At 41.6% G+C, this 11,669-nt stretch carries 14 protein-coding genes and 1 pseudogene; 6 read left to right on the plus strand and 9 right to left on the minus strand.

Going from position 1 to position 11,669, the window contains the following annotated elements:
• Position 1: 1 nt before the first annotated feature.
• The 4 genes from ACFQ0C_RS10160 to ACFQ0C_RS10175 form a co-directional block, all read right to left on the minus strand.
• The gene (locus ACFQ0C_RS10160; protein ID WP_379366397.1) at positions 2 to 130 is read right to left on the minus strand and encodes a hypothetical protein; all 129 of its coding nucleotides are present in this window, start codon (positions 128 to 130) and stop codon (positions 2 to 4) included.
• A 184-nt stretch (positions 131 to 314) separates the two neighbouring features.
• Complete coding sequence (locus tag ACFQ0C_RS10165; RefSeq protein WP_379366399.1) at positions 315 to 782, minus strand: phage tail protein; 468 nt, start codon at positions 780 to 782, stop codon at positions 315 to 317.
• Positions 783 to 901: 119 nt separating this feature from the next.
• Positions 902 to 1,303 carry an SRPBCC family protein gene (locus ACFQ0C_RS10170; protein ID WP_379366401.1) on the minus strand — a complete coding sequence of 134 codons (402 nt, stop codon included), beginning with the start codon at positions 1,301 to 1,303 and terminating at the stop codon, positions 902 to 904.
• Positions 1,300 to 1,629: an ArsR/SmtB family transcription factor gene (locus ACFQ0C_RS10175; RefSeq protein ID WP_258213671.1), complete on the minus strand. Its 330-nt coding sequence runs from the start codon at positions 1,627 to 1,629 to the stop codon at positions 1,300 to 1,302. The genes ACFQ0C_RS10170 and ACFQ0C_RS10175 overlap by 4 nt, the downstream gene beginning before the upstream one ends.
• 214 nt (positions 1,630 to 1,843) lie before the next feature.
• On the opposite strand from ACFQ0C_RS10175, the gene ACFQ0C_RS10180 reads away from it, so the two are divergent.
• Entirely contained in the window at positions 1,844 to 2,266 is a 423-nt protein-coding gene (locus ACFQ0C_RS10180) for a DoxX family protein (protein WP_379366404.1), read from the plus strand.
• A 115-nt stretch (positions 2,267 to 2,381) separates the two neighbouring features.
• Positions 2,382 to 2,642, plus strand: a pseudogene (locus ACFQ0C_RS10185) (ArsR/SmtB family transcription factor); the annotation flags it as partial.
• An 862-nt stretch (positions 2,643 to 3,504) separates the two neighbouring features.
• Here ACFQ0C_RS10185 and ACFQ0C_RS10190 read toward each other — a convergent pair.
• The 3 genes from ACFQ0C_RS10190 to ACFQ0C_RS10200 all read right to left on the minus strand — a co-directional run bounded on the left by ACFQ0C_RS10190 (position 3,505) and on the right by ACFQ0C_RS10200 (position 6,632).
• A complete protein-coding gene (locus ACFQ0C_RS10190; protein ID WP_379366406.1) occupies positions 3,505 to 4,455 on the minus strand; it encodes an MBL fold metallo-hydrolase in 951 nt (316 codons plus the stop codon).
• A gap of 160 nt (positions 4,456 to 4,615) precedes the next feature.
• Positions 4,616 to 5,560: an alpha/beta hydrolase gene (locus tag ACFQ0C_RS10195; RefSeq protein ID WP_379366408.1), complete on the minus strand. Its 945-nt coding sequence runs from the start codon at positions 5,558 to 5,560 to the stop codon at positions 4,616 to 4,618.
• Positions 5,561 to 5,783: 223 nt separating this feature from the next.
• A complete protein-coding gene (locus ACFQ0C_RS10200; protein WP_379366410.1) occupies positions 5,784 to 6,632 on the minus strand; it encodes an SDR family oxidoreductase in 849 nt (282 codons plus the stop codon).
• A gap of 182 nt (positions 6,633 to 6,814) precedes the next feature.
• Between ACFQ0C_RS10200 and ACFQ0C_RS10205 the strand changes: the two genes are divergently transcribed.
• A complete protein-coding gene (locus tag ACFQ0C_RS10205) occupies positions 6,815 to 7,192 on the plus strand; it encodes a MerR family transcriptional regulator (protein WP_379366412.1) in 378 nt (125 codons plus the stop codon).
• 1,034 nt (positions 7,193 to 8,226) lie between these two features.
• Here ACFQ0C_RS10205 and ACFQ0C_RS10210 read toward each other — a convergent pair.
• Together ACFQ0C_RS10210 and ACFQ0C_RS10215 are read right to left on the minus strand one after the other, a co-directional pair.
• On the minus strand, positions 8,227 to 8,598 hold the full coding sequence (locus ACFQ0C_RS10210; protein ID WP_379366414.1) for an iron chaperone: 372 nt from the start codon (positions 8,596 to 8,598) through the stop codon (positions 8,227 to 8,229).
• Between the two features lie 400 nt (positions 8,599 to 8,998).
• Positions 8,999 to 9,436 (minus strand): GNAT family N-acetyltransferase, encoded by a 438-nt coding sequence (locus tag ACFQ0C_RS10215; RefSeq protein ID WP_379366416.1) that lies wholly within the window; start codon positions 9,434 to 9,436, stop codon positions 8,999 to 9,001.
• A 520-nt stretch (positions 9,437 to 9,956) separates the two neighbouring features.
• Here ACFQ0C_RS10215 and ACFQ0C_RS10220 point away from each other — a divergent pair.
• Genes ACFQ0C_RS10220 through ACFQ0C_RS10230 form a run of 3 tightly spaced genes read left to right on the plus strand, consistent with a single transcriptional unit; the run spans position 9,957 to position 11,475 of the window.
• On the plus strand, positions 9,957 to 10,580 hold the full coding sequence (locus ACFQ0C_RS10220) for a TetR/AcrR family transcriptional regulator (RefSeq protein WP_379366418.1): 624 nt from the start codon (positions 9,957 to 9,959) through the stop codon (positions 10,578 to 10,580).
• The gene (locus tag ACFQ0C_RS10225) at positions 10,580 to 10,918 is read left to right on the plus strand and encodes a DUF1801 domain-containing protein (RefSeq protein ID WP_258213818.1); all 339 of its coding nucleotides are present in this window, start codon (positions 10,580 to 10,582) and stop codon (positions 10,916 to 10,918) included. Before ACFQ0C_RS10220 ends, ACFQ0C_RS10225 begins: the two co-directional genes overlap by 1 nt.
• Positions 10,919 to 10,962: 44 nt before the next feature.
• A complete protein-coding gene (locus ACFQ0C_RS10230) occupies positions 10,963 to 11,475 on the plus strand; it encodes an SRPBCC family protein (RefSeq protein ID WP_379366420.1) in 513 nt (170 codons plus the stop codon).
• The last annotated feature ends 194 nt before the right edge of the window (positions 11,476 to 11,669 follow it).

Raw genomic sequence — 11,669 nt, forward strand, 5'->3', positions numbered from 1 at the left:
TTCACCACCACCCATAATAATTATACCGTCTGGACGGTTTTATTTCAAGTTCATTAAAACTAGCAGTCTCCCCCTGTTTGGTAGTTCGTTCAATCCGTTGATTTTGTCCATCCGATTGTTTAAACTTCATAACAAAGAGCGCCTCCTTGATGGTGTTGGGTATTTACCCGTCGACAAACCCATCATACCGAGGCGCTCTTTTTTTTGACAAAGCCCATTTCTTAGGCTATACAGGAACGTTTAACGCAATGTGGTGTAGCGCGGCGTTGCGAACGAAATATCGGATCCACCGCTACACTTGCCTTTTGCTTCTTTTAATATTCTCGCTTAATTACAAAAAACGTGCCTCGAATTGTTCCAGCTAGTTTTGACTTCTGTCTAGCAAACTTAAACTTCTTCTCTTCTAACTCCTTTGGTACCTCCATCCCCTCAGAAAGCTTAAAACCAACGGCCCGCTTCTTAGGGTTATCAAGCGTATACAGGACGTTGACCGCTAGACCATCCTCATAAAAGACGAAGGTCCATTTGATATTTTCCACTTGAAGACACGACGTTTCTAAAGGTTTGGCCACAAACTCAATATCACGTTCTTCTTTCAAAATTCGGTTCACATAATCGAGGGTCTCCTGGCTTTCGCTAGCTGGTACCACTGTAAATTCATGCTTGTATTTGTTCATGAAGTAACGAGCTTCATTCGCACGTAAACCAGCAAGCGCATCTGCTACAGGTGAAGATTCTAAACCAACCGTAGACACATTTTTAAAATCAACGATATAGGACATTTTTATCGCTCCTTTTATCACTTTTTTATATCAACAGGAATCCACATTTCACTAAAAACTAAGCCGTTCGGATTATGTTGATTCGAGTCAAAACATTGAATATCTGAAACAGAATTGTTTTACAATTCAACCAATACTTTTTCAAGTTGTCCGCACATGCTCGTCCAGCCGTATTTTGCGCCTCCGAGCGCTTGAACTTTACTGAAGCCGGTGTGATCAAGATGCAGATGGACCGTTCCGTCTTTATTTTCTTGCAATGTCCAGATAATCGTAGTGTTCTCTCCGCCGCTGTCCCAAGTATATGACAAACGGTGCGGCTCGACGACTTCCAGCACTTCGCAATGGATGATGCCATCCCACCCTTCGACCGGTTCCCTTCGGAACTGAAAACGGTGGCCGACAATCGGTTTGAAATCGTTGTCCATGACCCATTTCGCCAGCTTATCGGAGTCGGTCAAGGCGTTCCACACCTGCTTGATTGAACTTTTGAACTGAAAGTCGAGCGATAGATCCTGCTTCATTCCTGTTCCTCCTTAAGAAGTTGATCCAGACGAACCATATTTTGTTTCCAAAATTTTTCGTAGTACGACAACCAATCCTGAAGCTCCTTCAGCGGTGCGGGATTGAGACTGTTTCGCGTCTCACGGCCGACTTTACGCTCACTCACGAGGCCGGCTTCCTTCAAAATCGTCAAATGCTTGGAGACTGCGGTTCGGCCCATCGCAAAATGCGGAGTTAACCGATTGAGCGGCAATTCTTCCGCATCCGCCAGCAGCCGAATGATTTCACGCCGGGTCGGATCGGCCACGGCATAATAGACATCCCGTGTCTGTGCAACTGCGCTCATCATCATCCACTCCTTCGCATGAAATGAAATTACACCAAATGGTGTCTTTATTTTAGGACACTATATAGAGTCCTGTCAACAAGAAACATCCTCCTTCTTTCCTTAGCTAATCAACTGCGGAGATGAAAAAATACTATTGACACAACACCATATGGTGTCCTATGCTCATAAGCGACACCATATGGTATCCATATTTATTGTGAGGAGGAAACAAATGAGCAAGATTGTCGGTACGGAAACAACTGCGAAGGAAGAAACTCATTCCCGGGGAAAAGATATCACTTATTGGATTACAACGGCGCTGCTTGCATTCGTTGTTGGGAGCGGAGGAATCGGGGATATAACCATTCAATGGGGGACACTCGAGACGGTGGATCTATTAGGGTACCCGGCATACTTTCTGACCATTATCGGGAGTTGGAAAGTGCTGGGGGCGATAGTCATCCTCGTACCTAGTCTTCCGCGGATTAAAGAATGGGCATACGCCGGTATTTTCTTTGAAATGACGGGCGCTGCTGCATCACATGCATTCGTGGGGGACTACGGGGCTTATGCGTACCATATTTTTACCACCCTTGGCTTTGCAACTCTGGCACTCGTCTCTTGGGCGTTGCGTCCGAAGAACCGCAAACTTTAAGGAGGTGATGAGATTATCGGCGATCTAAAACCAATTGAATTGCTTCAAGTTGCGGGTTCTTGGGGTTGAATGCCGGTGCTATGTTTTGCTTGAAAGAGTTTTAGGTGTGGGTGTTATGAGCGAGAACGACAGGTTGCGAGACTTGTTTGCCGCGATAGCGGATCCAACCAGACGTAGACTCATCCATCTTTTGGCAGAGGCGGAGGAGATCCCGCTTCATGAATTGATGGCACAATATAATATGGGCCGTACTGCCGTATCCAAGCATTTGACAATCCTTAAAGAGGCTGGGTTGGTGCTTGATCGAAAAGTCGGCAGAGAAACGCGATTCAGGCTGAACACCTCCCCTCTTCACGAAATTCTGGTTTGGGTCGCTTCCTGAGTATGTACTCGAAAACACGAAGTGTGGCTGGGCTGCAATGAGCGGCACGCTTGAAAAGATATTGGCAGAATAACCTCCAGTTAGTTGCTGGAAAACATAAACCGGCTGCATGCCGTTTGCAACCGGTTTATGTTTGTTTCGGACAATATGCTTGTTAAGTGAAAACATTCAGTTTTTTGCGGTATTGTAGTTATAGGTAATCCTTTGATGTAATCGCCAGCTTTTCCCCTGCTCCACACGGAGCGTGCCAGTTCCAAAGCATTCCGCGCCCCATCTAGCGAAAAATAGTTGTTCATAAGTTTCCCGTTACTTCTGGAAATGGGATTGTCAGATCGGTCCCAATTCGCATCATCAGGTTTTCAATCTCATTTCCGACCCGTATTGGAGCGAATCTTACAAATCTCATTCTTATTTCTGTTGCGTCCTGTATTACAAAATCATTTGCCAACAGACAATTTCTAGCGTCGGTAAAGCTTTTTCCTACAGTGATTAATGGAGTACATGGTTCGGCATTTCCCGTGATTGAGAATTGGGTGATCCTAAAATGGCTATCGTGGAATAAATTGACAGAATCTATTCCTGTTCCGTGACGACGTTTACGACCTTTACATATAAATGATGGAACAGAGAGCATTGAATTTCCAATTCGAGTACTAATCATCTTACTAGTCTTTACGAATTTATTCCGTTTCTTTTCGCGGCGCTTTCTTCCTCCACATCCACACGAACATGACATTCTGATACACCCTCTTAATTAAATTAAATTATGGTGTATCATATGTAATAGCTTGGTCAAGTGCGTGGATAAGTGTCACGTGACAAAATGCTATGTGAAGGTGATGTTCCATAACATGTTCTATTTTTTCCACCAAGTGCTCGTCGGAATTTCCTTAGAAGCTATCACAACAGTTTCGCCGATTTTTGGAGTTGCGATGTTGACCTTTTGTGCTGATGCTGCTTTCGTGACCCGTTCTATGGGATCAGTCCATAAGTGAAAGGCTAGCGTGAACGCTCCCCAATGAATGGGAATCAAGAGCTGTCCTCTAAGATCAAGATGCTCTTGCACCGTTTCTTCAGGCTTCATATGAATCAACCACCGCTCGTCGTATTGCCCACATTCCACCATTGTCAAGTCAAAGGGTCCGTATGTTTCACCGATTTCCTTAAAGTGAGGACCATAGCCGCTATCTCCGCTGAAATAAATCCTCGTCCCACGTCCGACGATCACCCAAGAGCACCACAGTGTAGAATTACGGTTAAATAACCCTCTTTCTGAGAAATGCCTCGCCGGCATACATGCCAACGTGAGATCATCTAGCTCTTCATACCATTGATGCTCGGAAATTTTTTCTGGTGTGACTCCACATTTGATCAAATGACGACCTACTCCTAATGGCACGATAAATTGACGGGTTTTATCTTTTAGTTTACGAATTGAAGAATAGTCCAGATGATCATAGTGGTCATGGGATAAAATGATCGCATCAATCGCGGGAAAATCCTCTGGCTGAAGAGGCAGATTCTTGCTGTATCGTTTCGCACCAGCCCACGGAATTCGAGTGCCTAACATCGGATCGAAGAGAAGTCTTTTACTCTCTATTTCAAGTAGAAAAGCCGAATGGCCAAACCACGTTACACGTGCAGCATCCGGAACAGTAATTTCGTCAGCTAACCGAAAAGTCTCTACATCAATATTAGCTGCAGGCTTTAATTTCGCTCTTCCAAATAGAGTATCTCTTAATATACTGAATATTTTTGTTAAACCCATTCTCATATCGGTCGGAATCTGATTTTCATATTTTTTCATGGTTATCATCTTTCGTTCATTCATTATCTTCGCAACGTATTTCTACACTCTGTTTATTTTTATTCTATGAATTGTTTATCCTTAATCCCTTCTACCATTTTACTAGTTATTAACCGCGTCGTTTTATTAATTCTATAAGAGTCATAAATTGGATAAACGATCATTTGTGTAAGGCATGCTTTAATGCCGTAGTATATCCTTTTACAATTCTCTGGCTGATTTCAGCAGTAGGAAAGTATTCTTCAAAGCCGTGAAAACATCCGGGGTATAAATGAAACTCTGTAGGCACACCAGCCTGCGTTAGCCTTAATACATAATCGATTGTTTCATCACGAAATGGATCTAAGTCACCAACACATGTGTATGTGGGTGGAAGTCCTGACAAATCGGTTGCACGTGCTGGAGCAGCATATTGGGATACTTCATCCATTTCCCCTAAATACATTTTCCATCCAAATTGGTTTTTTGTTTTATTCCATACTCTTTCATCTGTTATTTCATTACTGGACTTAGTAATGCTCCGATCATCAATCATTGGGTATAGAGGCATTTGGAATATTATAGAAGGCCCCTTGCGATCTCTTGCCAAAAGGGATACAGCAGCCGTTAATCCACCTCCGGCACTGGGACCAACTACGGCGATTCTAGATGAATCAACCCCCAGTTCTTCAGCATTTTCAGAGAACCATTTGAGTGCAGCATAGCAATCTTCGAGTGGGGCCGGAAAAGGATGTTCTGGAACCAGTCGATAATCCACTGAAACGATGACGCAATTGAGTTCAGATACTAGTTGTTGCAAAGCAGGATCCATCATATCAGCAGATCCAAGGATATAGCCACCACCATGAATATATAGAACACCTGGAAGGGTTTCATCCTTCGCTTTTGGTTCATAAATTTTGATCCGAACATCTGGATCCCCTTCTGCTCCTGGAACATGTTTCTCTGATGTTATAACTGCATCATTAATGGGCAGCGATCCAGCTAAACCAGCAAACATCTCATTCATCTCGTTCCTTTTGGCACCTAAATTCTCTCGGGTATAAATGACTTCTGGTATAAAAGAAAACATTTCTTTAATTTCCGGGTTTAATTTATTCTCCATAATCCAATCATCCTTTGTTTATACTTTTACACTTCATTTTTCAATGTCCGATCCATGCATTGTCCTTGTTGGCAATAGTTGAAAATGTCCACTCTCAAATTGCTGTTACGCGAATGTTTCATAATAAGCAACAAACCCTCAGAATCTGCACGTGGTACATCACTGAGGCGTTTATCGCGCTTTTAATTTTAAGGACAAGTACTGGTTTTGGTTATTTAAATCCTTACTTTCCTTGCATATTTCTCCATGCTGTTTGCCCCATCAGTTCGCGCATGGTAGTCATGTACGTTTCTTCAGACGTGGTCCATCTTAGTCTAGCAGTTTCTTCCGCATCCGGACCTGCAAGAAAACGTAGTTGTTCAGACTCATCGCTGACAGCAGCGTAAATCTGATCGGCAACCTGGTTTTCATCTGCATTATCAAATGGATAGTTCATCATAGATTGCATCATGTGATCAAAATAGAGCTTGTACGATTGTGGAACGGACACATCTTGGGATGCGGACATGGTGTTCGACGCGAAGCTCGTCGTTCGCATGGCACCTGGTTCCACCAGTTTGACGGAAATATTTTGCGATTCAAGCTCGTACGCTAGCGATTCCGAAAGCCCTTCGACTGCATGCTTTGTCGCGGCATAGATCGTAAGAAGCGGGTTTGACGCAAAACCCAAGTTCGAAGTGATATTTACAATGGTTCCGCCGCCTTGCCCGCGAAAATAAGGTGTAATCGCCTGAATGACGTTCATGGTACCGAAGACATTGGTCTCGAAAACCCCGCGGATTGCATTCATAGGTGTTGTTTCAAACACCGAGAGGATGCTGACTCCAGCGTTGTTCACAACGGCGTCTATCTGGCCAAACCTGGAAATTCCTGCCGCAATCGCGGCCTCTATGCTCGCAGGATTTGTAACATCGAGCTCCGTTACAAAAATCCGTTCGGGATTTTCCATTGCCAAACTCTGGTCCGGTTTGCGCATCGTCGCAACTACGTTCCATCCCTCATAAGCAAACTTCCTGGCTGTAGTATTTCCTAATCCGGTCGAACACCCGGTGATCAATACGGTTTTTGTCATAAAACTATCTCCTTCGAATAATTTATTGTTTTTCTTTCTTAGCTTACCTGGTTGAAGTGACTCTAAGTCAATTGCATATATCTACTCCTTATTGGTAAAGGATTGTATTTGACTCGATGTAAGTTCTGATTGTAAAATATGTTAGAGTAACTCTAATCAAAACAGGCGGTGAATGATATCTTATGGGTTATTCTATTAAGGAAATTTCCGAAAAAATGGGCATTACTCCATATACACTTCGTTTCTATGAGAAAGAAGGCGTGTTGCCAATGGTTGAACGAGATGCGAATGGGGTCCGCATGTTTAGTGAACACTACATCGATTGTATTGAGACGGTACAAGCCCTGCGTTCAACAGGTTTACCACTAGCAGAAATAAAACAATATGTGGAGCTTTATAAGAGTGGGGATAGTACATTGCAAGAAAGAAGAAAGTTGCTGGTACTCCAGAAAAGCAAAGTGGAGGAACAAATAACACTTTTATTGAAAACACTGGAAAAGATCAATTACAAGGTGGCGTTAATCGATGTCCAAGATAATAAATTTGAAAAGCTGCCGTAATATGAAGGGCAGCTTGAATCGTATCCTCTTAAAATTCTCTTCCTAAATACCTCATCTACTTTAGTTGGAGCTACGCATAAACTGGAGCTTAGCCCAAATTCCTTTACTCCAGAACAATAGCAGCTTATTACTCCAAACTACCAGTCATTATACTTGAGTAGAAAGTCATCTTTTCTCCAGCCATCGTTAACGTCGTCATCGAAATCCATTGATCATTCATAACCGCGTTCATCTAGCCATTCTATGGCAAGTTCCATATCATCATTTTGTAAATGACACAAATCTCCCTACATAAAAAAAAGCCTGATTCCTCAAGCTTTTCTTCCATATGTTATGTATGCACATTTGTGTCATTGGACAATCTCATTTTTCTTTCCAAAGTGCATGAAGTTCATCAAACTTTGCCTTTATAATTCCTGATACTTAGCGGAGAAGAACAACGATCCTTTTGTCGGGCAAAATACTCTAAACTGTTTCCGTGCTCACCTAAGTGTTAATTATCTTTCTTACTATATTTTATATCCTTAATTAAACCCAATACAAAACTAACAGGAACCAGTATCAAAGGAATTAATGCTGTAAAAACCATTAACCATAAAACTGCACCGCCTATTACTGAAAAACATATAAATGAGAATACGTATATATTAAAAATAATTAAAGGATAATTCAAACAACGTAAATATATTACTTTTTTAAGATTTATAACTACTAAGATAAGATAGCCTGTTAATATTGGAGTAGTCATTAAAAAATATGGTAAAATTTTATCCTCTTGCGGATCTCTTCCTTCACTAAAAAAATGATATTGTTCCCCATATGGGATTACAACGAAGATTAAATATAATACAATCCATATTAAATAAACTCCTACCAGTCACGAAGAATAAAATTAGAGCAGGAATTCTATATTTATCCCTAAATTGTACCATAATGTAGTTATAGAACTGCTCGTTACTTAAATAAACCAAAAGAGGAGCTGCTTGTCGGCAAACACCTCCACTTTCGTTTCTCGTTAGTTGAATTACATTTTTTTATTTCCGCCAAAAAGTTGAATAGTCTGCTTTATCCAAAATATTAAACTCGATTATTTTCTCAAGTAATTCGTAATTTACCGGCTCATTCCACGGTATTCTAAATAAGCCTTTGGTAGCGCTATAGCCAGCTTGTGCAATTTTATCGGCAAAGTGTGTGATGCATACTTCTTCGGGTGAAATGCTCAAATGATGCTTCGCTGTGGAAAAGCCTATAATAAATGTGCCGTGATCGGAATACATTGGCGTATCCCACTTGATTTGCGCTTCCAAATTCGGGAACTTGTTGGCGACCCACGCTAAAATCTCCTCCGTTCGGTCCCGATGGTCGGAGTTATCAATACGCGCTAAGTATTCGAAAAAAACTTCCACGTTGTACCCTCCTAAAATAATTATGTCATTCAGAGAAATTCCTCAATCCCTTCCATCGTTAAAACTCCATACAGAAACGCTAAAACACTTCCCCCCATTAATTGAATACTCTCCATGTTCAACGTTCAACTGATTCACTTCAGGGTCTAATCTTCTATTAATATATCATAAAACTTGCTATTCCCAATCAGCTATCCTGCCTATACTTCAGCGGAAATAAAAAAGGAGCCACTATAAGCAACTCCTGCACTCCCGTTCTCCCGTTAGCTGTTAGCTTAACGTTATTTACTAGAACTTAGTCTTATTTTTCCGAAGGGTATCCATATATCCACGTTTTATAGACCATTGAGCAAGCATTTTCCTCTGACGAATCTCTAAATTCCTATAAAGAGCTGCAGCATCAAATATTCATTGACATATAGTTCTTTCCTTCAACAAAACCAAGACTTTCATACATCGGTTTAGCCATATCAGACGAATGTAGCAGGATTTTTCTAATTCCTTGTGTCTTCAAATCATCTATTGCTTCACTAATAAGTTTGGATACTATACCTTGACGACGGTAATTTGGGATTGTGAAAACATTAGTCATGTATGCAACTAATCCAGAAGGATTTTCAAATCGTGGTGCAAATCGACATAAGCAAAAACATACTGCTGATACAACTACTCCGTCATCATCAGCAACCCATACAACGAGTGACTTGTCTGATAATGAGGAATCAAAGTAGTTTCTAAATGTTTCATCCATACTACTGTTGTCCTCATGACATAGCAATATCTTACGAAATTTAATTAACTGTGGTATATCGGTTGTAATAGCTTTTCGAAACAGCATGATTGACTTCCTTCCTGTTCAAAATATAAATTTTCAAATAATAACTACTAACTGAATTATTATACAGAAAATAAAATATATCCACTAAATAAAGAGGTCTATTATCACAGAAACGGTAATGCATTCTTGTATAACTTTATATCTGTATTTATAACATCTAATATAAACACAGTATGATTATAAAAGTGCCTAAATCTAAGGATTTCTGCATAGTTCATCGTTGTAGCAACACTATCGTCTCCACATGTGTCGAATGCATAAAACTCAAACACCACTATAATGTCTAACGTCGATACTTCAACATTCAACTCTATTTTCCACTTTACCACTATGCCTTCTCAGAAAGTGCTTCAAGAAATCTTGCATACATAGGCTATTACTATTAGCCTTACGATTTGCCGGAAGTTTTTTCATTCAAGCGAGGTGCAGGCCTCTTGACGAGAGGATAAATTTGTAATAATATAATGTCAGTCACCACTGACAGACATTTCATGTTCTACAGAAAGGTAAAGAGTTGATCATGCGTCAAACTAAGCAAGGGAGCGCGGAGAAATTGTTACGGGCTGCGATCGACCTAATCTCGGAGAAAGGCTATCACGGCGTTACGACAGAGGAAATCGCTTCATTTGCCGATTTAAGCGAAAAGACGCTTTTTCGACATTTCGGTAGCAAGCAAAATTTGCTTGAAGCCGCCCTTGAACGATTTCAGTACGCCGAAGAGATGCGAGTACTTTTCAACGAGCAGATTGTATGGGAGTTAGAGGTCGACCTACTAACCATCAGCAGAAAATATCATGACATCATGAACCGAGACCGAAAGCTGATACTGATCGCCTTAAAAGATGAGGTCCATATCCCCGGCTTTAAAGAACGTCGTCTGCAACATCCTCGCCAATTGTTGACGTATCTGACAGATTACTTTATAACGATGTGCGAAAAAGGAAAAATAGTCTGTACGAACCCCACCATGCAGGCGTTTACATTCTTGATGGCTCAATATGGCGCGTTCATTAACGATTTGGAAGCTGGTAACAATTATCCTGATATCAGTCTCGATCAGTTCATACAAGAGAACGTGATAATCTTCGTCCAGTCTCTAACTCTTTCCAAAACAAACTACGAAAAGGAGCGGCAAAAGAAATGATGAATCAGGAAGTTTCCGCATTTATCGAGAACCTTAGTCAACCATGGCAAATCGAGGTCAGCAACCAACTACGCCAGATGGTCCATCAGGTTATTCCAGAAGCCGAAGAACGCATTCAGTACAAAAAGCCCCATTTCCTGAAAAATGGACACTATGCGGCGGTTATATCACCATCGAAAGATACCATTGCATTCATGATCATGAATTCTTCCGGCCTTACGTTTCCAAAAGGATTTGAAGGGCCAGACGAGAGGAAATGGCTAAAAATCCGTAAAGAGGATACACCCGATTACGATCTCCTGGCCGATCTTCTGGTTCAGGCTTCAAGCACTCTGTAGCAAATTAGGGGAATAGTTCCCTTCAAAAAACAAGGAGGATTTTCATGGATAACAATCTGAATCAATCTTTCGAAATTGCATTTACGCGTGTATTCGATGCCCCTCGAGAACTCGTATTTAAAGCATGGACAGAGCTCGAGCATTTCGCAAAATGGTGGGGACCGCAGGGGTTCACCCTCGAAGTCGTTAAAATGGACGCTCGATCAGGTGGCGACTTTTTAGGTTTTCAGACGTCTCCTGACGGAAATCACGTTATGTGGGGAAAATTTGCATACCAAGAGGTTGTCAAACCTGAGAAAGTGGCTTATATCCAATCCTTTTCCGATGAACAAGGCAATACGGTCCGAGCGCCTTTTAGCGCAAGCTGGCCTCTTGAAATTATGAATATCATCACGCTAGAAGATAACGAAGGTAAAACTGTTTTAAAACTGAAAGGTGGCCCTGTGAACGCTTCCGCTGAGGAACAAGAAACCTACAACGGTATGGCTCCAATGCTTCAACAAGGTCTTGAGGGTACTTTCGACCAACTTGCCGACTATCTTGTCTCCCTGAAGTAGAATGCGATAAAAAAGTTAATCGGCCCAAAAAACCTTAATCACTTTGAGCATTACGTTTCAGCTGGGAACGTTTGTTCAATAAAACAGCAGCAGTCTAGGACTTGCGCGCCTAGCCAAGCTAGGCACAACTTGCCGGTGAAAGTCCGGTCGGAGTAAAGGCCAAGCTGCTCCGTAGCTAACAGACGGCTTGGAAG

Origin of the sequence: Paenibacillus sp. GCM10027630 (assembly GCF_042676305.1) — a bacterium.
Lineage (GTDB): Bacteria > Bacillota > Bacilli > Paenibacillales > NBRC-103111 > Paenibacillus_S.

Coding starts and splice junctions, on each gene's coding strand:
- ACFQ0C_RS10160 (WP_379366397.1), bottom strand. CDS start 130: ATGAAGTTTAAACAATCGGATGGACAAAATCAACGGATTGAACGAACT.
- ACFQ0C_RS10165 (WP_379366399.1), bottom strand. CDS start 782: ATGTCCTATATCGTTGATTTTAAAAATGTGTCTACGGTTGGTTTAGAA.
- ACFQ0C_RS10170 (WP_379366401.1), bottom strand. CDS start 1,303: ATGAAGCAGGATCTATCGCTCGACTTTCAGTTCAAAAGTTCAATCAAG.
- ACFQ0C_RS10175 (WP_258213671.1), bottom strand. CDS start 1,629: ATGAGCGCAGTTGCACAGACACGGGATGTCTATTATGCCGTGGCCGAT.
- ACFQ0C_RS10180 (WP_379366404.1), top strand. CDS start 1,844: ATGAGCAAGATTGTCGGTACGGAAACAACTGCGAAGGAAGAAACTCAT.
- ACFQ0C_RS10190 (WP_379366406.1), bottom strand. CDS start 4,455: ATGAAAAAATATGAAAATCAGATTCCGACCGATATGAGAATGGGTTTA.
- ACFQ0C_RS10195 (WP_379366408.1), bottom strand. CDS start 5,560: ATGGAGAATAAATTAAACCCGGAAATTAAAGAAATGTTTTCTTTTATA.
- ACFQ0C_RS10200 (WP_379366410.1), bottom strand. CDS start 6,632: ATGACAAAAACCGTATTGATCACCGGGTGTTCGACCGGATTAGGAAAT.
- ACFQ0C_RS10205 (WP_379366412.1), top strand. CDS start 6,815: ATGGGTTATTCTATTAAGGAAATTTCCGAAAAAATGGGCATTACTCCA.
- ACFQ0C_RS10215 (WP_379366416.1), bottom strand. CDS start 9,436: ATGCTGTTTCGAAAAGCTATTACAACCGATATACCACAGTTAATTAAA.
- ACFQ0C_RS10220 (WP_379366418.1), top strand. CDS start 9,957: ATGCGTCAAACTAAGCAAGGGAGCGCGGAGAAATTGTTACGGGCTGCG.
- ACFQ0C_RS10225 (WP_258213818.1), top strand. CDS start 10,580: ATGAATCAGGAAGTTTCCGCATTTATCGAGAACCTTAGTCAACCATGG.
- ACFQ0C_RS10230 (WP_379366420.1), top strand. CDS start 10,963: ATGGATAACAATCTGAATCAATCTTTCGAAATTGCATTTACGCGTGTA.